Origin of the sequence: Streptomyces cavernae, from assembly GCF_004023625.1 — a bacterium.
In the GTDB taxonomy this organism is placed as follows: Bacteria; Actinomycetota; Actinomycetes; order Streptomycetales; family Streptomycetaceae; genus Streptomyces; species Streptomyces cavernae.
Map to the genome: position 1 here is coordinate 384822 of NZ_ML137708.1, position 17464 is coordinate 402285.

A 17464-nucleotide genomic window follows, 5' to 3' on the forward strand; every position below is an offset into this window, starting at 1 on the left:
TCGGCCGAATACCGACGGTCGGCCTGTCCGTGCGCCCCCGCGGCACTCACTCTCGGTCACATCAGCGTGTCGGCAGACTGGAGCTGCGGACCACCAGCTCGGGCTGGAGCACGACCCGGCGGTGCTCGTGCCGTGCGGCGTCCGCCTCGGTCTCCTCCAGGAGCAGCTCCGCGGCCAGGGCACCCATGGTGACCGCCGGCTGCCGTACGGAGGTGAGCGGGACGGCCGCCGCGGCGGCGAACTCGATGTCGTCGTAGCCGACGATCGCCAGGTCGTCCGGGACGCTGACCCCGGCGGCGAACATGGCCTGCAGCACGCCGAGCGCGAGCAGGTCGTTGGCGCAGAACACGGCGGTCGGGCGGTCGGCGAGCCCCAGCAGGCGGGCGCCTGCGTCCCGTCCGGCGGCCACGTCGAGCCGTTCCGTGGGCAGCTCGCGCAGGGCGTCCGGGCCGAGGCCGGCCTCGGCGAGGGCGCGGACGGCGCCCTGCCGGCGGTCGCTGACCTGGTTGAGGCCGGGCGGCCCGCTGACGTAGGCGATGGAGCGGTGGCCCGCGTCCACCAGGTGCCGTACGGCCAGTGCCCCGCCCGCCACGTCGTCGACGGAGACCGAACACTCGGTGGTGCCCTCGGCGACCCGGTCGACCAGGACGAACGGGATGCCGTGCCGGCGAAACGTCTCGATGTTGCGCCCGGTCGCGTCGGCGGGGGTCAGCAGCACTCCGCGTACCCGCTGCTCGGCGAAGAGCGAGAGGTAATCGGCCTCCTCGCCGGCGCTCTGCGCGCTGTTGCAGACCATGACGCCGAGTCCGGCGTCACGGGCCTTTCGTTCGGCCCCGCGGGCCACGTCCACGAAGAAGGGGTTGCCCATGTCGAGGACGAGCAGACCCATGATCCGGCTGCGCCCGGCGCGCAGTTGGCGTGCGGACTCGCTGCGGACGTAGCCGAGGCGGTCTATCGCGGACTGCACGCGGGCGCGCGTCTCGGAGGCCACGGTGTCCGGGCGGTTGATCACGTTGGACACCGTGCCCACGGAGACTCCGGCGGCGCGGGCGACGTCCTTGATACCCACCGAATGGGCCATCGGGCGAGGACCTCCAGAATGAAGCGGAGCGGCGGGTGCGCGCTTACATTAACCTGCGTGCCGCACCCGCCACAGGTCAGGTGGGCAGGCGGAAATTGAGGTTGCGGAGCGCCGAGGGCGTGGTGCCGCTGGACTTCTCCTGGTACATGATCGACAGGTAGTGGTCCTGGGTGACCCGTGTCTCGTCGATCACGACCTCCCCGAAGGCGTTCAGCCCGGCCGCGACCCCGTCGTACAGCATCGTCCAGTCGGTGTACCCGGATGCCTTGGAGGCCCCGGCGACACGGCAGAAGGGGAAGATCGCGTACGCGTTGTCGTACTTGTCGAGGATCAGTTTCGTGCGCTGGCTGGAGTTCAGCGGTACCGGTATCTCGGTCTTCTGCCAGGTACCGGAGGAGTTCTTGCGGACGTGGAAGGCCCGGCCGTTGGCGGTGCGGTCGGCGACGTAGTTCGTGGTGCACTGGCCGAAGCGGCCCGGCACATAGCTGATGATCGCGTGCGGGCGGCCCGCCGAGTCCGTGAACTGGCTCTCCTGGTTCATCAGCGAGTGGTCCGGGTTGAGCGGGTCCACGACCAGCCCGGAGTCGGCGACGGAGACCTTGTCGGAGCTTCCGGTGGTACCGACGACGGTGCCCGCGTTGTTGCGCCAGGTACGGCCGCGGTCGTCGGAGTAGACGTAGCCGGTGTCGTGGTTGGTGATGCCGCCGCTGCTGCACATCACGGCGCCGTTCTGCTCGCGCCAGGTGAAGAATGAGTGCAGCCGCCCGTTCCTGTCGTAGTCGATGCCGTGCAGATACATGTTGCGGGCGGTGCTGGAGCCGTGCTCGCTGGTGTAGGTGCCGGTGGAGCTGGTCCACTCACCGAGGTTGGTCCACGATGTGCCGTCGTACTCGGCGAGGGCGTTGCGTCCGTTGCCGGAGACGGCGACGCGGTAGCTCAGCTGGAGCTTGCCCTCGGGCGTCGAGATGAACTGCGGGTAGGTGAACTGCGAGGTGAGCGTGAGTCCGTCGAGGGTGGACTGCGGTGCGCCGAAGCGGCTCGCGGTCCAGCTCAGTCCGGAGGGGTTGTCCATCAGTCCGGCCACCGACTTGACGTAGGTGAAGCCGTCGCTGTGGGAGTCCATGTTGAGGTGCAGCCGGCCGTCGACCTTGGAGACGCCCATGGAGATGACGTTGTGGGAGTCGTTGTAGCGGAGGGTGTGGCCGACCTTGACCGTGGACCAGGTGCTGGAACCGAACACGCGGCGGCCGACGACGGCGTTGCGGTCGGCGGTGTACCAGACGGCGTACTGGTAGCCCTTGTAGGTCAGCAGACCGTTCTTCTGGAACGCGTTGTTGTTGACCAGGCCGTCGTAGGAGACGAAGTAGAGGGCCTGGGTGTCGAGTGTGGTGCTGCCGGTCAGGGTGAGCGAGGGGCCGGGGTCGGCGGCCCGTGCGATACCCGCGCCGGCACCCGGTGCCGCCACGCCGGTCAGCAGGGCGGTCGCCAGCAGGGTGCGTCTTCTCATGTCCGCGGCTCCTGGGACAATCGAGGGGAAGGGTTCAGGCGAGGTGGAACACTTCGGTGAGCGGCTTCATGGCCTCGTCGGGCCGGGCGCCGTCCAGCGACTCGAAGAACGGCGCCATCTCCGCCTGCCAGCGGGCGTTGACGTCGGTGGCCTCCATGCCGGCCTGGGCGGCGGCGAAGTCCTCGGTCTCCAAGTAGCCGACCAGCAGGCCGTCCTCACGCAGGAAGAGCGAGTAGTTGTGCCAGCCGGTGGCCGAGAGCGCCTGAAGCATCTCCGGCCACACGGCGGCGTGCCGCTCGCGGTACTCGTCGAGGCGGTCCGCCCGGACCTTCAGCAGGAAGCACACGCGCTGCATCGATGACCTTCCGAGGTACGGGAACTGTGGGGGGTGGCGAGGCTACCGGGGACTGCGCCGGTAGCCGGCAGCCGGTGGTCGAGGGCTGGCCGGATCAGAAGTTGAACTGGTCGATGTTGTCCTTGTTGAACACGGTCGGCTTGCCGAGCGAGATCACGCCGTCCTTGCCGATGGTGAAGTCGCCCATGGAGCCGGCCTTGAAGGACTCGCCCTCCTTGCCGGTGATCTGCCCGGACGCCAGGGCCACGGCCGTACGCGCGGCCAGTTCGCCGAGCTTCGCCGGGTCCCACAGCTCGAACGCGGTGACGGTGCCGTTATTGACGTACTTGCGCATGTCGTTCGGGGTGCCGAGGCCCGTCAGCTGGACCTTGCCCTTGTACTTGGAGCCGGACAGGTACTGGGCGGCGGCCTTGATGCCGACGGTGGTCGGGGAGATGATGCCCTTCAGGTTCGGGTACTCCTGGAGCAGGCCCTGGGTCTGCTGGAAGGACTGCTGGGCGTCGTCGTTGCCGTAGGCGACCTTGACCAGCTTCATGTCCTTGTACTTCGGGTCCTTGAGCTCGTCCTTCATGAAGTCGATCCAGGTGTTCTGGTTCGTCGCGGTCTGCGCCGCGGACAGGATCGCTATCTCGCCCTTGTAGCCGATCTGCTCGGCGAGGAGCTGCACCTCGGTGCGGCCGAGGTCCTCGGCGCTGGCCTGGGAGACGAAGGCGTTGCGGCAGTCGGGCTTGGTGTCGGAGTCGTAGGTGACGACCTTGATGTCGTTCTTCATGGCCTGCTTGAGCGCGGTGCACAGGGCGCCCGGGTCCTGCGCGGACACGGCCATGGCGTCGACCTGCTGCTGGGTGAGGGTGTTGACGTAGGAGACCTGGCCGGCGGTGTCGGTGGCGCTGTTCGGGCCGACCTCCTTGTAGCTGGAGCCCAGTTCCTTCAGGGCCTTCTCGCCGCCCTTGTCGGCGGAGGTGAAGTAGGGGTTGTTGACCTGCTTGGGCAGGAAGCCGACGGTCAGGCCCTTCTTGGTGGCCGCGTTCGGGTCGGCCTTGCCGTCGGAGGCGGCGGAGCCGCTGTCGGAGGCGACGTCCTTCTTGGTGGTGCCGCCGCAGGCGGTGAGGGCGAGGGCGAGCGAGGTGGCGGCGGCGAGGGCCGCGCAGGCACGGCGGATCGATGACTTACGCATGGTGGTGGGTCCTTTACGAAAGGTGGGCGGTTACGAGGTGGGGGCGGCGGCGGTCTTGGGGTCCGCCGGGGTCGGCGGCGGCGCGGCCCTGCGGCCCGCCCTCGCGACCGAGATCTGCCGTGCGACCCGCGGGCCGAGCACGGAGACGACGAGCAGTACGCCGGTGACGACGATCTGCGACTGTGCGGAGACGTTCACCAGGCTCATCACGTTCTGCAGCGCGCCGAGCAGGAAGACCCCCGCGATCGCGCCGCCGAGCGTGCCCTTGCCGCCGTCGAAGTCGATGCCGCCCAGCAACACGGCGGCGACGACGGACAGTTCGAGTCCGGTGGCGTTGTCGAAGCGGGCGCTGGCGTAGTGCAGGGCCCAGAAGATGCCGGTGAGCGAGGCCATCAGACCGGTCACTGTGAACAGGATCAGCTTCTGCCGCTTGACGCGGATGCCGGCGAACCGGGCGGCCTCCTCGCTCGCGCCGACCGCGAACAGCGACCGGCCGAACGGGGTGGCGTGCAGTGCCACGACGGCGATGGCGAGCAGTACCAGGAAGGGCAGGAAGGCGTACGGGATGAAGGTGTCCCCGATGCGTCCGGCGGCGAAGTCCAGGTACTGGGTGGGGAAGTCGGTGACCGCGTCCGAGCCGAGCACGATCTGTGCGATGCCCCGGTAGGCGGCGAGGGTGCCGATGGTGACCGCGAGGGAGGGAAGTCCGAGCCGGGTGACGAGCAGGCCGTTGATGAGCCCGCACACCACACCCAGCGCGAGACACAGCGGGATGATCGTCTCGATGGTCATGCCCTGGTTCCACAGGGCGCCCATCACGGCACCGGACAGACCGGCCGTGGAGGCGACGGACAGGTCGATCTCGCCCGCCACCACCAGCATCGTCATGGGCAGGGCGATCAGCGCGATCGGCAGGGTGTTGCCGATCAGGAACGACAGGTTGAGCGCGTTGCCGAAGCCGTCGACGGTGCCGAAGGACAGCAGGAGCACGACGATCAGGAGGGCGCCGACGACCGTGTCCCAGCGGACGGCGCGCGCGAGAGCGGAGTCAGCCATGGCGGGCGTTCCTCTTCTTCAGGGCGGACGCCACCCGCACGGCGACGATCCGGTCGACTGCGATGGCGAGGAGGAGCAGGATGCCGTTGATCGCGAGCACCCACACGGAGCTGACGCCGAGGGCCGGCAGCACGCTGTTGATGGATGTCAGCAGGAGCGCTCCCAACGCGGCGCCGTAGACGCTGCCGGAGCCGCCGGTGAAGACCACGCCGCCCACCACGACGGCGCTGACGACGGTGAGTTCGTAACCGTTGCCGGTGGAGGAGTCGACGTTGCCGAACCGGGCAAGGTACATCGCTCCGGCGAGGCCGGCGAGGGCGCCGCAGAAGGTGTACGCGGCGAGGATCCGCTTGCGCACCGGGATGCCCGCCAGGCGTGCGGCCTCCGGGTTGGAGCCCAGCGCGTACAGCTCCCGTCCGCTGCCGTAGTGCTTGAGGTAGTAGGCGGTGGCGACCAGGACGGCGAGGGCGATCATGGCGAGCCAGGGCACCGCGGAGATGCCGCCGGAGCCGAAGTCCACGAATCCGCCGGGAAGATCGGCGGCGGTGATCTGGCGTGAGCCGACCCAGATGGAGTCGATGCCGCGGATGATGTAGAGCGTGCCGAGGGTCACTACGAGTGCGGGCACCTGGCCGAGGCTGACGAGCAGTCCGTTCAGCAGGCCGCAGCCGATGCCGAGCAGGACGGCGAGCAGTACGGCCACGACGGAGTTCCCGCCGCCCTGGAGGTAGGTACCGGCGGCGAAGGCGGTGATGCCGAGCGTGGAACCGACCGACAGGTCGACGTTCCGTGTGATCACCACGAGCGACTGGCCGGTGGCGACCAGGACCAGGATGGTCGCGTTGAGCAGCAGGTCCTTGATGCCCTGTTCGGACAGGAACTCGCTGTTGCCCGCCTGGGTGATCACGATCATCGCCAGGAAGACGACCAGGATGGCGAGTTCGCGCATCTTGAAGACGCGGTCGACGAGGCGGGTGCCGCTCGACTTGGGTATGTCGGTGGCGGGAGCTGGGTTGGGAGCCGTCACGGTCATGCGGCCCTCCCGGTGGCGGCGGCCATCACGGTTTCCTCGGTGGCTTCGGAGCGGGGGATCTCGGCGGTGATGCGTCCCTCGTGCATCACGAGCACGCGGTCGGCCATGCCGAGGATCTCGGGCAGGTCGGAGGAGATCATCAGGACGGCCACTCCGTCGGCGGCCAACTCGCTGAGCAGCCGGTGCACTTCGGCCTTCGTGCCGACGTCGATGCCGCGGGTGGGCTCGTCGACGATGAGCACCTTGGGGCCGGTGGCGAGCCACTTGGCGAGGACGACCTTCTGCTGGTTGCCGCCGGAGAGCGTGGACACGGCGTCGGCGATGCGCGCGTACTTGACCTGGAGCTTGACGGCCCAGTCGAGCGAGCGGCTGCGTTCGGCGCCGCGGTCCATGAGGCCGGCCTTCACCGTCGTCCGCAGGCCGGTCAGGCCGATGTTGCGCTCGATGGACATGCTCATCACCAGGCCCTGGGCGCGTCGGTCCTCCGGGACCAGGGCGAGCCCGGCGGCCATGGCGGTGGAGGGGGCGCCGTTGGTCAGTGCCTTTCCGTCCACCTCGACCTGTCCCGCGTCCCAGCGGTCGACGCCGAAGACGGCCCGGGCGACCTCCGTACGCCCCGCCCCGACCAGACCCGCGAGGCCCACGATCTCACCGCGCCGGACGTCGAAGGAGACATCGGTGAAGACGCCCTCGCGGGTCAGCCGCCGTACGCTCAGGGCGACCTCCCCGGCCTCGACGTCCTGCTTGGGGTAGAGCTCGTCGAGGTCGCGGCCGACCATGCGGCGCACGAGGTCGTCCTCGGTCATGCCGTCCAGCGGTTCGCTGGCGATCCAGGCACCGTCGCGCAGGGTGGTCACCCGCTGACAGATCTGGAAGATCTCCTCCAGGCGGTGTGAGATGAACAGCACCGCGGCGCCCTGCTCGCGCAGGGTGCGCACGACGCCGAAGAGGCGCGCGACCTCGCTGCCGGTCAGGGCCGCCGTCGGCTCGTCCATGATCAGGACGCGGGCGTCGAAGGAGAGCGCCTTGGCGATCTCGACGATCTGCTGGTCGGCGATGGACAGGCCGCGGGCCGGGCGGTCGGGGTCGAGTTCGACGCCGAGCCGCTGCATCAGGGCGAGGGTGGCCGCGTGGGTGGCCTTGTGGTCGATGCGGCCGAGAGCACGGCGGGGCCGGCGGCCCATGAAGATGTTCTCGGCGATCGACAGGTCCGGGAAGAGGGTCGGCTCCTGGTAGATCACCGCGATGCCCGCGTCCCGGGCGTCGCCGGGGCCGTGGAAGACAGTGGGCTCGCCGTCGAGCAGCACCAGTCCGGCGTCCGGACGGTGCACTCCGGCGAGCGTCTTGATGAGGGTCGACTTGCCCGCGCCGTTCTCACCGGCGAGCGCGTGCACCTCGCCCGGGAACAGCTCCAGGGAGACGTCCCGCAGGGCGCGCACCGCGCCGAAGGATTTCGAGATGTCCTTCAGGGCGAGCACAGAGGCCGGGCCCGGATCGGACGGGAGGGTCATGAGGGCTCCTCGACGACGCGTGCGGGGCGGCCTCACTGCGTCGTGAAAGGTTTCAACTTGGTTGCCGGGACGTTAGACACGCGCCGCTGGCCCCGTCAATGGGCCGGGCGCCGAAATCTTTCGATCGTTCTCCGATAGTTGGCGGTCACAACCTGGTCACGAAAGGAAGGCCACGCCTGAGGGGTTGACAGCCCCCGGGGACGCTCATAGCTTCGCTCCCTGAATCGTTTCATTATCCGTTTCAGTGTCTACGTCGTAGGAGCCCCGAAGTGACCGAGCTCGCCGCGGTGAAGGCCGCCCTCAAGACACAGGCCGTCGAGACGCCGTCGTGGGCGTACGGGAACTCGGGGACCCGGTTCAAGGTGTTCGCTCAGCGCGGCGTACCCCGGACACCTCAGGAGAAGCTGGACGACGCGGCGCAGGTGCACGCCTTCACGGGTGTCGCGCCGACGGTGGCGCTGCACATCCCCTGGGACAAGGTCGACGACTACGCGGCGCTGGCGAAGCACGCCGAGGACCGCGGCGTGAAGCTCGGCGCGATCAATTCCAACACCTTCCAGGACGACGACTACAAGCTGGGCAGCATCTGTCACCCCGAGGCGGCGGTGCGGCGCAAGGCGCTCGACCATCTGCTGGAGTGCGTCGACATCATGGACGCCACGGGCTCGCGCGATCTGAAGCTGTGGTTCGCCGACGGTACGAACTACCCCGGTCAGGACGACATCCATGCCCGGCAGGACCGGCTGGCCGAGGGGCTGGCCGAGGTGTACGAGCGGCTCGGTGACGGGCAGCGGATGCTGCTGGAGTACAAGTTCTTCGAGCCCGCCTTCTACACCACGGACGTCCCGGACTGGGGCACGGCCTACGCGCACTGCCTCAAGCTGGGCGAGAAGGCACAGGTAGTGGTCGACACCGGGCACCACGCGCCGGGGACCAACATCGAGTTCATCGTCGCCACGCTGCTCAGGGAGGGCAAGCTCGGCGGCTTCGACTTCAACTCGCGCTTCTACGCCGACGACGACCTGATGGTGGGGGCGGCCGACCCGTTCCAGCTGTTCCGGATCATGTACGAGGTGGTACGGGGCGGCGGGTTCACCCCTGACGTCGCCTTCATGCTCGACCAGTGCCACAACATCGAGGCCAAGATCCCGGCGATCATCCGTTCGGTGATGAACGTCCAGGAGGCGACCGCGAAGGCTCTCCTCGTGGACAGTGACTCCCTGGCCTCCGCCCAGCGTTCCGGAGACGTGCTGGAGGCCAACGCGGTGCTCATGGACGCGTACAACACCGACGTTCGGCCGCTGCTTCGTGAGGTTCGGGAGGAGCTGGGGCTCGACCCCGACCCGATCGCCGCGTACCGGCGGTCCGGCTGGGCGGAGAAGATCGTGGAGGAGCGGGTCGGCGGGGAGCAGGCCGGGTGGGGTGCGTAGCGCTGCGCTCGCGTCGGCCGGGGGTTGCTGAGCCTCGGCGAATGCCCCGGCTCACGGTCCCCCGAGCCACTGAGCCTCCGTGCATGCCCCGGCTCACGGTCCCCCGAGCCACTGAGCCTCGGCGAATGCCCCGGCTCACGGTCCCCCGAGCCGCTGCTTCTCGTCTGCCCTCCCCGGCCGGTCGCAGACCGCGGCCCCCTGTGGGCTGGTCGCGCAGTTCCTCGCGCCCCTGAAGGGGCGCACCGACCTTCGGTAAACACTTCAGGTAAGGACTCACACCCATGGCACCCCACCCCGAAGCCGGCGCCCTCCTCGCCCGCTCCCATCGGCTCGGCAGCGACCCCCGCAACACCAACTACGCGGGCGGCAACGCCTCCGCCAAGGGCATCGCCACCGATCCGGTGACCGGTGGCGACGTCGAACTGCTGTGGGTCAAGGGCTCGGGCGGTGACCTCGGCACGCTCACCGAGGCCGGGCTCGCCGTCCTGCGACTGGACCGGCTGCACGCGCTCAAGGACGTCTACCCGGGCGTCGAGCGCGAGGACGAGATGGTCGCCGCCTTCGACTACTGTCTGCACGGCAAGGGCGGCGCCGCCCCCTCCATCGACACCGCCATGCACGGTCTCGTGGACGCGCCGCACGTCGATCACCTGCACCCCGACTCCGGTATCGCGCTGGCCTGTGCGGCCGACGGGGAGAAGCTGACCGCCGAGTGCTTCGGCGACACCGTGGTCTGGGTGCCGTGGCGCCGGCCCGGCTTCCAGCTCGGGCTCGACATCGCCGCGGTCAAGGAGGCCAACCCGGGGGCCATCGGGTGCATCCTGGGCGGCCACGGCATCACCGCGTGGGGCTCGACCTCCGAGGAGTGCGAGCGCAACTCGCTGCACATCATCCGCACCGCGGAGGCGTTCCTCGCCGAGCGTGGCAAGGACGAGCCCTTCGGGCCGGTGATCGAGGGGTACGAGGCGCTGCCGGAGGCCGAGCGCCGGGAGCGGGCCGCCGCGCTGGCGCCGTACGTCCGCGCGGTCGCCTCCAAGGACAAGCCGCAGGTCGGGCACTTCACCGACACCGACGTGGTGCTGGAGTTCGTGGCCCGCGCCGAGCACCCGCGGCTGGCCGCGCTGGGCACCTCCTGCCCGGACCACTTCCTGCGCACGAAGGTCCGGCCGCTGGTGCTGGACCTGCCGCCGACCGCTCCGCTCCAGGACGCGATCGCGCGGCTGGCGGAGCTGCACGCCGAGTACCGCGAGGAGTACGCCGCCTACTACGCGCGGCACGCCGAGCCCGACTCCCCCGCCATGCGCGGTGCCGACCCCGCGATCGTGCTGATACCCGGTGTGGGCATGTTCAGCTTCGGCAAGGACAAGCAGACGGCGCGAGTGGCCGGCGAGTTCTACGTCAACGCGATCAATGTGATGCGCGGGTCCGAGGCGGTGTCGACGTACGCGCCGATCGAGGAGTCGGAGAAGTTCCGCATCGAGTACTGGGCGCTGGAGGAGGCCAAGCTCCAGCGGATGCCGAAGCCGAAGCCCCTCGCCACCCGAGTCGCCCTCGTCACGGGCGCGGGCAGCGGGATCGGGAAGGCGATCGCGGGCCGGCTGGTGGCCGAGGGGGCATGTGTCGTCGTCGCCGACCTCAACGCCGAGAACGCGGCCGCGGTCGCCGAGGAGCTCGGGGGCTCCGACAAGGCCGTCGCCGTCACCGTGGACGTGACGGACGAGGAGCAGATCGCCGCGGCCTTCAAGGCGGCGCTGCTCGCCTTCGGCGGGGTCGACCTCGTAGTCAACAACGCCGGCATCTCCATCTCCAAGCCGCTGCTGGAGACCTCGGCGAAGGACTGGGACCTGCAGCACGACATCATGGCCCGCGGTTCCTTCCTGGTCTCGCGGGAGGCGGCCCGGGCGATGATCGCGCAGGGGCTCGGCGGCGACATCGTCTACATCGCCTCCAAGAACGCCGTCTTCGCCGGCCCCAACAACATCGCCTACTCCGCCGCCAAGGCCGACCAGGCCCACCAAGTGCGGCTGCTGGCCGCCGAGTTGGGCGAGCACGGTATTCGCGTCAACGGGGTCAACCCGGACGGGGTGGTGCGCGGGTCCGGCATCTTCGCGGGCGGCTGGGGGGCCCAGCGGGCGGCGGTGTACGGGGTGGAGGAGGAGAAGCTCGGCGAGTTCTACGCCCAGCGCACCATCCTCAAGCGGGAGGTGCTTCCGGAGCACGTCGCGAACGCCGTGTTCGCCCTGACGGGCGGGGAGCTGACGCACACCACCGGGCTGCACGTCCCGGTCGACGCCGGCGTCGCCGCCGCGTTCCTGCGATGAGCGCGGCCTCGACGACGGGCACGGCCGTGAAGTCGTACGCCGCGGTCGACCTCGGCGCGTCCAGCGGGCGCGTCATGGTCGGCCGGGTGGGGCCCGACGTGCTGGACCTCACCGAGGTGCACCGCTTCCCCAACCGGCCGGTGACGGTGCCCGAAGGGCTGCGCTGGGACATCCTCGCGCTGTACGCGGGCGTCCTCGACGGGCTGCGGGCGGCGGGCCCGGTCGACTCGGTCGGCATCGACAGCTGGGCCGTGGACTACGGGCTGCTGGACGCCGATGGGGCGCTGCTGGGCAACCCCGTGCACTACCGGGACGGGCGGACGGAAGGCATCGCGGAGAAGGTGTGGGCGACCGTGCCCGCGGCCGAGCTCTACGCGGCGACCGGGCTGCAGTACGCGCCGTTCAACACGCTGTACCAGCTGGTGGCGGCCCGGTCCTCGGCCCAGTTCGCCCGCGCCGAGCGGCTGCTGCTGATCCCGGACCTGCTGGCGTACTGGCTCACCGGTGAGCAGGGCACCGAGATCACCAACGCCTCCACCACCCAGCTCGTCGACCCGCGGACGCGCGACTGGTCCCGCGACGTCGCCGAGCGGCTGGGCATCGAGCTGAAGCTCTTCGCGCCGCTGCGCCGGCCGGGGGACCCCGCGGGGCTGATCGGGCCGGACATGCTCGGCACGACGGATCCGGTGCCGCTGACCACGGTCGGTTCGCACGACACCGCCTCGGCGGTGGCCGCGGTGCCCGCCGAGGGTGAGCGATTCGCCTACATCTGCACCGGCACCTGGTCCCTCGCGGGTCTGGAGCTGGACCGCCCGGTGCTGACCGAGGCGAGCCGGGCGGCCAATTTCACCAACGAGCTGGGGCTGGACGGCACGGTCCGCTATCTGCGCAACATCATGGGGCTGTGGCTGCTGCAGGAGTGCGTACGGGAATGGGGTGACCCGAACCTGTCCACGCTGCTGGAGGAGGCCGCCGCGGTGCCGGCGCTGCGGTCGGTGGTGGATGCCGGGAACGCCGCGTTCCTCGCGCCCGGCCGCATGCCCGCGCGTATCACCGAGGCGTGCCGGGCATCGGATCAGCCAGTTCCCGAAACCCCGGCCGAGATCACCCGCTGCATCCTCGACTCACTCGCCCTGGCCCACCGCCGGGCGGTGGTGGAGGCGCAGCAGCTGGCCGACCACCCGGTGGACGTGGTGCACATCGTCGGCGGCGGTACCCGCAACGCCCTGCTGTGCCAGCTGACGGCGGACGCCTGCGGCCTGCCGGTGGTGGCGGGCCCCGCGGAGGCGGCGGCCCTCGGCAACGTCCTGGTACAGGCGCGGGCCCATGGCTCGGCCTCCGGCGACCGGACGGCGCTACGGTGCCTGCTGGCGCGGACGCAGCGGCTGGAGCGGTACGAGCCACGCGGCGACGCCTCCGAGTGGAGGTCGGCCGAGGAGCGGCTCTTCTCCCGATGAGCGGATCAGCCGCGATCCGGCGCGAGGGGCGTGCCGGACACTCCACCCTCAGCGACTGGCGCTCGGGGCACTGGGCCGTCCGTGAGACATGGACCGCGCCAGTCCGAGGACGGAGTGTCCGGCACGCCCCCGACTCACCCGGAACAGCGGGCGCACCGACCAGCAAGGGACGACGGCCGGGCACCCCACGCACACCCCCGCCACACCACCCCCGGCCACTGTCTCCCGTCAGGCCCTCACTACGCGTACCCTTCACTCATCCGATGATCGACCCCAAGGAGCCGCGATGCGTGTCGCTCTGTTCCTGACCTGTGTCAACGACACGCTGTATCCGGATACCGGGCGTGCCGTGGTGAAGCTCCTGACCAGGCTGGGGGTCGAGGTCGACTTTCCGATGGGCCAGACCTGTTGCGGGCAGGCGCACTACAACACCGGCTATCGGCGTCAGGCAGAGCCTTTGGCCGAGCATTTCTCCGATGTCTTCCGGGAGTATGAGGCGATCGTGACTCCTTCGGGGTCCTGTGGCGCCATGGTGCGGGAGCTGTATCCGCGGATGGGTGAGCGGGCCCGGGCCGAGGGGCGCGGCGACGCGCTGGCGCGCACCGTGGCGCCGGTCGTCCCGAAGACGTACGAGCTGACGGAGTTCCTGGTCGACGTCCTGGGTGTGACGGACGTGGGGGCGTACTACCCGCACACCGTCACCTATCACCCCACCTGTCACGGGCTGCGCGGTCTCGGCCTCGGTGACCGGCCGCGCAGACTACTGCAGGCGGTCAAGGGGCTGGAGCTCAGGCAGCTGCCGGGTGCCGAGGAGTGCTGTGGCTTCGGCGGCACCTTCGCGGTGAAGAACTCCGACGTCTCGGCGGCGATGGGCGCCGACAAGGTGCGCAACGCGGAGTCGACGGGCGCCGATGTGCTGTGCGCGGCCGACAACTCCTGTCTGATGCACCTCGGCGGCACGATGGCCCGGCTGCGCACCCGTCTGCGGCCGGTGCACATCGCGGAGATCCTGGCGAGCACGGAGGACGACCCGGCCGTGGTGGAGGGAACGAGCGCATGAGCGGAACCTTTGTCGGAATGCCCGCCTTTCCGCAGGCGGCCCACGAGGCCCTCAACAACCGCATCCTGCGCGGGAACCTGCGGCATGCCACCCACACGATCCGCGCCAAGCGCGCGAAGGCCGTGGCGGAGGTCTCGGACTGGGCCGAGCTGCGTGAGGCGGGCCGCCGGATCAAGGACCACACGCTCCGCCATCTCGACCGCTACCTGGTGCAGTTGGAGGAGGCGGTCACGGCGGCGGGCGGCACCGTCCACTGGGCCGCCGACGCCGACGAGGCCAACCGGATCGTGGCCCGGCTGGTCAAGGAGACCGGCGAATCGGAGGTCGTCAAGGTCAAGTCGATGGCCACACAGGAGATCGGGCTCAACGAGGCACTCGAGGCCGAGGGCATCCGCGCCTACGAGACCGATCTCGCCGAACTCATCGTGCAGTTGGGCAAGGACCGTCCCTCGCACATCCTCGTCCCGGCGATCCACCGCAACCGCGGTGAGATCCGGGACATCTTCCGCTCCGAGATGGGTGAGTGGGGCCGCCCGGCGCCCGAGGGCCTGACCGACACGCCCGCCGAACTCGCCGAGGCGGCACGTCTGCATCTGCGGGAGAAGTTCCTGCGCGCCAAGGTCGGCATCTCCGGCGCCAACTTCATGATCGCCGAGACCGGCACCCTGGTGGTCGTCGAGTCCGAGGGAAACGGCCGGATGTGCCTGACCCTCCCCGAGACGCTGATCTCGGTCGTCGGCATCGAGAAGATCCTGCCGACGTGGCGTGACCTGGAGGTGTTCCTGCAGACCCTCCCCCGCTCCTCCACCGCCGAGCGCATGAACCCGTACACGTCGATGTGGACGGGCACCACGGACTCCGAGACGGCCGACGGGCCGCGCACCTTCCATCTGGTGCTGCTCGACAACGGCCGCACCGACACGCTCGCCGACGAAGTCGGCCGGCAGGCCCTGCGCTGCATCCGTTGCTCGGCGTGTCTCAATGTCTGCCCGGTGTACGAACGCGCGGGCGGGCATGCGTACGGCTCGGTGTACCCGGGGCCCATCGGTGCCATCCTCAGCCCCCAACTGCGGGGCACCCAGAGCGAGATCGACGCCTCGCTGCCCTATGCGTCGAGTCTGTGCGGGGCCTGCTACGAGGTCTGCCCGGTCGCGATCGACATCCCGGAGGTGCTGGTGCACCTGCGGGAGCGGGTCGCGGAGGGCGGCCCGGTGATGCAGGGCGGCGACAAGGTCGTGCTGCAGCCGGCGAAGGGACACGCGGCCGAGCGGGCGGCGATGCGGGCGGCGCGCTGGGCGCTCAGCCGTCCGGGCGCGCTCCGCGCCGGGCAGCGGCTGGCGTCCAGGACCCGGCGCTTCCATCCGAGGACGCTACCGGGCCCCGGCAAGGCGTGGAGCGGCACCCGCGAGCTGCCCGCGATCCCCAAGGAGCCCTTCCGCGACTGGTGGCAGCGCACGAACGGCGGGAAGGACGAACAGGCCAAGGACACCAAGGCCCAGGACAGGAGGGACGCGAAGTGAGCAGCCGGGAGCGGATCCTGGGCCGCGTACGGCGCGCCCTGGCGGATGTGCCGAAGGACGACACTCCGTACGAGCAGGCGATTCAGCGTGACTACCTGCGCGAGCACGGCGACCGGAGTGTCGAGGCGACCGTCGATCTGCTGGCGGAGAACCTGGCGGACTACCGGGCGATCGTGCACCGCGCCGACACGGACGGGCTTCCGGCGCTGCTGGCACGGCTGCTGGCCGAGCGGGGCGCCAAGACGGTCCTGGTTCCGGCCGGGCTGCCGTCCTTCTGGCTGGACGCGGCGGCCGCGGAGCAGATCGCCGACACGGTGGCGAGCAGCCCGCACGAGCTGGACCAGGTGGACAGCGTGGTCACCGGATGCGCCGTCGCGATCGCCGAGACGGGCACCATCGTCCTGGACGCCGGACCGGGGCAGGGCAGGCGGCGGATCAGCCTCGTGCCCGACCACCACATCTGTGTCGTACGCGTTCCCGGCCAGGTCGTGTCCTCGGTCGCCCAGGCCCTGGAACGGCTCACCCCGACACGCCCGCTGACCTGGATCTCCGGCCCGTCGGCCACCAGTGACATCGAACTGGACCGGGTCGAGGGGGTGCACGGTCCGCGCACCCTGGAGGTGGTGCTGGTCAGCGGGGACTGACCCGGGCGTCGGCACGCCGGCCGTCCCGGCAGCGCGACGGCGCCGGGACGATGCCCGGGAACGACGGCCACCGCCACGCCGAGCGGCGTGAGCGGGTTCCCTGTCCGTGGCCGTCCGCCAGAGGTGTCTCGAAGCAGTGCTCAGAGATGTCTCGAAGCGGTGTTCAGAGGTGTCTCGAAGCGGTGTTTCGGAAAGGGACGGTCAAATTCCTGGTCCCGACCGGCACTGCCCCTCCCCGTACGGGACACCCGTCCGAGAGCATCCTGGTGTTGCAGGGTGGCGTTCCAGGGTGAACACGGACAGGACAGGAGTCGTCGGTGACCGACAACGCACAGGACGGTGCCTCGAAGGCGCCCCGCCGTTTCGGTGTCCTCGGTACCGGCCACTGGGCCCGCTGGTGCCACGGCGCGGCGCTGGCGGCACACCCGGAGGTGGAGCTCGTGGGCTTCTGGGGCCGGGATCCCGCCAAGGCCGAGGACGCGGCGAAGCACGAGGGCGGCCGGGGCTTCGCCGACCTGGACGCGTTGCTGGCGGAGGTGGACGCGGTCGCGATCGCGTTGCCGCCCGACATCCAGGCGCCCCTGGCGGTGCGTGCGGCCCGGGCCGGCCGGCACCTGCTGCTGGACAAGCCGCTCGCCCTCGACGTGTCCGCGGCCGACGAGGTGGTCGTCGCGGTCCGGGAGACCGGCGTGGCGTCGGTCAACTTCGTCACCCTCCTCTACCAGCCGGAGGTGATGGACTGGCTCGCCAGGATGCGGGAGCTGGCCGAGCGGCACGGGCCGTGGGAGGGCGTCGTGGCGAGCCTCGCCGGGGCGATCGACGTCCCCGGCGGTCCGTACGCCGACTCCCTCTGGCGGCAGCAGCGCGGCGGTCTGTGGGACGTCGGACCGCACGCCCTGTCGCTCGTGCTGTCCCTGCTGCCGCCCGTCGAACGGGTCAGCGCGGCGCGCGGGGTGCGTGACACCGTCAACCTGGGCCTGGAGCACACCGGCGGCCCGGGGAGCTCGCTGACCCTCACCGTCACCGCGCCGGAGAACGCGCAGGGGGCCTCGCTCGTCGTGTGGGGACCGGGCGGCCGTCATGCGCTGCCCGTGCTGACCGGGGGCGCACGGGAGGCCTTCGCACGCGCCGTCGACCAGTTGCGGGAGTCCGCTCGGAGCGGCCGGCCGCACCCCCTGGACGCGCTCTACGCCCGTGACGTCGTCGCCGTCCTCGACGCGGCGGAGCGGCAGCTCTCCCGTCCCCTGCCCGACCGCGCCGCGGTTCCCCGGCCCTTCGCGACCGAGGCGGCACCTACCGCCGGGTGAACCAC

The 17464-nt window shown here is 70.4% G+C and carries 14 protein-coding genes; 7 read left to right on the forward strand and 7 right to left on the reverse strand.

Annotated elements, in window-relative coordinates:
- Nucleotides 1–61: 61 nt before the first annotated feature.
- The 7 genes from EF387_RS01760 to EF387_RS01790 form a co-directional block, all read right to left on the reverse strand.
- Nucleotides 62–1081: a LacI family DNA-binding transcriptional regulator gene (locus tag EF387_RS01760; protein WP_128374649.1), complete on the reverse strand. Its 1020-nt coding sequence runs from the start codon at nucleotides 1079–1081 to the stop codon at nucleotides 62–64.
- A gap of 76 nt (nucleotides 1082–1157) precedes the next feature.
- Nucleotides 1158–2588 carry a BNR repeat-containing protein gene (locus EF387_RS01765; protein ID WP_128374650.1) on the reverse strand — a complete coding sequence of 477 codons (1431 nt, stop codon included), beginning with the start codon at nucleotides 2586–2588 and terminating at the stop codon, nucleotides 1158–1160.
- A gap of 34 nt (nucleotides 2589–2622) precedes the next feature.
- Nucleotides 2623–2943: an L-rhamnose mutarotase gene (locus EF387_RS01770; protein WP_037671256.1), complete on the reverse strand. Its 321-nt coding sequence runs from the start codon at nucleotides 2941–2943 to the stop codon at nucleotides 2623–2625.
- Between the two features lie 94 nt (nucleotides 2944–3037).
- Nucleotides 3038–4120, reverse strand: a complete 1083-nt coding sequence (rhaS, locus tag EF387_RS01775) for a rhamnose ABC transporter substrate-binding protein (RefSeq protein WP_128374651.1) — start codon at nucleotides 4118–4120, stop codon at nucleotides 3038–3040.
- A 30-nt stretch (nucleotides 4121–4150) separates the two neighbouring features.
- The gene (locus tag EF387_RS01780; RefSeq protein ID WP_128374652.1) at nucleotides 4151–5176 is read right to left on the reverse strand and encodes an ABC transporter permease; all 1026 of its coding nucleotides are present in this window, start codon (nucleotides 5174–5176) and stop codon (nucleotides 4151–4153) included.
- The gene (locus EF387_RS01785) at nucleotides 5169–6209 is read right to left on the reverse strand and encodes an ABC transporter permease (protein ID WP_128374653.1); all 1041 of its coding nucleotides are present in this window, start codon (nucleotides 6207–6209) and stop codon (nucleotides 5169–5171) included. The genes EF387_RS01780 and EF387_RS01785 overlap by 8 nt, the downstream gene beginning before the upstream one ends.
- Nucleotides 6206–7720, reverse strand: coding sequence for a sugar ABC transporter ATP-binding protein (locus tag EF387_RS01790; RefSeq protein WP_128374654.1), 1515 nt, complete (start codon nucleotides 7718–7720; stop codon nucleotides 6206–6208). The genes EF387_RS01785 and EF387_RS01790 overlap by 4 nt, the downstream gene beginning before the upstream one ends.
- A 269-nt stretch (nucleotides 7721–7989) precedes the next feature.
- On the opposite strand from EF387_RS01790, the gene rhaI reads away from it, so the two are divergent.
- The 7 genes from rhaI (at nucleotide 7990) to EF387_RS01825 (ending at nucleotide 17459) form a co-directional block, all read left to right on the forward strand.
- Nucleotides 7990–9150 carry an L-rhamnose isomerase gene (gene rhaI, locus EF387_RS01795; RefSeq protein ID WP_128374655.1) on the forward strand — a complete coding sequence of 387 codons (1161 nt, stop codon included), beginning with the start codon at nucleotides 7990–7992 and terminating at the stop codon, nucleotides 9148–9150.
- Between the two features lie 281 nt (nucleotides 9151–9431).
- Nucleotides 9432–11471: a bifunctional aldolase/short-chain dehydrogenase gene (locus EF387_RS01800; RefSeq protein WP_128374656.1), complete on the forward strand. Its 2040-nt coding sequence runs from the start codon at nucleotides 9432–9434 to the stop codon at nucleotides 11469–11471.
- The gene (locus EF387_RS01805; RefSeq protein ID WP_202918112.1) at nucleotides 11468–12928 is read left to right on the forward strand and encodes a rhamnulokinase; all 1461 of its coding nucleotides are present in this window, start codon (nucleotides 11468–11470) and stop codon (nucleotides 12926–12928) included. The genes EF387_RS01800 and EF387_RS01805 overlap by 4 nt, the downstream gene beginning before the upstream one ends.
- Nucleotides 12929–13214: 286 nt before the next feature.
- The gene (locus EF387_RS01810) at nucleotides 13215–13988 is read left to right on the forward strand and encodes a (Fe-S)-binding protein (protein ID WP_128374657.1); all 774 of its coding nucleotides are present in this window, start codon (nucleotides 13215–13217) and stop codon (nucleotides 13986–13988) included.
- Nucleotides 13985–15508 (forward strand): LutB/LldF family L-lactate oxidation iron-sulfur protein, encoded by a 1524-nt coding sequence (locus tag EF387_RS01815; protein ID WP_128374658.1) that lies wholly within the window; start codon nucleotides 13985–13987, stop codon nucleotides 15506–15508. Before EF387_RS01810 ends, EF387_RS01815 begins: the two co-directional genes overlap by 4 nt.
- Complete coding sequence (locus tag EF387_RS01820) at nucleotides 15505–16152, forward strand: LutC/YkgG family protein (RefSeq protein WP_128374659.1); 648 nt, start codon at nucleotides 15505–15507, stop codon at nucleotides 16150–16152. The genes EF387_RS01815 and EF387_RS01820 overlap by 4 nt, the downstream gene beginning before the upstream one ends.
- A gap of 317 nt (nucleotides 16153–16469) precedes the next feature.
- On the forward strand, nucleotides 16470–17459 hold the full coding sequence (locus EF387_RS01825) for a Gfo/Idh/MocA family protein (protein ID WP_128374660.1): 990 nt from the start codon (nucleotides 16470–16472) through the stop codon (nucleotides 17457–17459).
- Nucleotides 17460–17464 lie beyond the last annotated feature (5 nt).

Coding starts and splice junctions, on each gene's coding strand:
- EF387_RS01800 (WP_128374656.1), top strand. CDS start 9,432: ATGGCACCCCACCCCGAAGCCGGCGCCCTCCTCGCCCGCTCCCATCGG.
- EF387_RS01760 (WP_128374649.1), bottom strand. CDS start 1,081: ATGGCCCATTCGGTGGGTATCAAGGACGTCGCCCGCGCCGCCGGAGTC.
- EF387_RS01810 (WP_128374657.1), top strand. CDS start 13,215: ATGCGTGTCGCTCTGTTCCTGACCTGTGTCAACGACACGCTGTATCCG.
- EF387_RS01770 (WP_037671256.1), bottom strand. CDS start 2,943: ATGCAGCGCGTGTGCTTCCTGCTGAAGGTCCGGGCGGACCGCCTCGAC.
- EF387_RS01780 (WP_128374652.1), bottom strand. CDS start 5,176: ATGGCTGACTCCGCTCTCGCGCGCGCCGTCCGCTGGGACACGGTCGTC.
- EF387_RS01815 (WP_128374658.1), top strand. CDS start 13,985: ATGAGCGGAACCTTTGTCGGAATGCCCGCCTTTCCGCAGGCGGCCCAC.
- EF387_RS01805 (WP_202918112.1), top strand. CDS start 11,468: ATGAGCGCGGCCTCGACGACGGGCACGGCCGTGAAGTCGTACGCCGCG.
- EF387_RS01785 (WP_128374653.1), bottom strand. CDS start 6,209: ATGACCGTGACGGCTCCCAACCCAGCTCCCGCCACCGACATACCCAAG.
- EF387_RS01790 (WP_128374654.1), bottom strand. CDS start 7,720: ATGACCCTCCCGTCCGATCCGGGCCCGGCCTCTGTGCTCGCCCTGAAG.
- EF387_RS01765 (WP_128374650.1), bottom strand. CDS start 2,588: ATGAGAAGACGCACCCTGCTGGCGACCGCCCTGCTGACCGGCGTGGCG.
- rhaS (WP_128374651.1), bottom strand. CDS start 4,120: ATGCGTAAGTCATCGATCCGCCGTGCCTGCGCGGCCCTCGCCGCCGCC.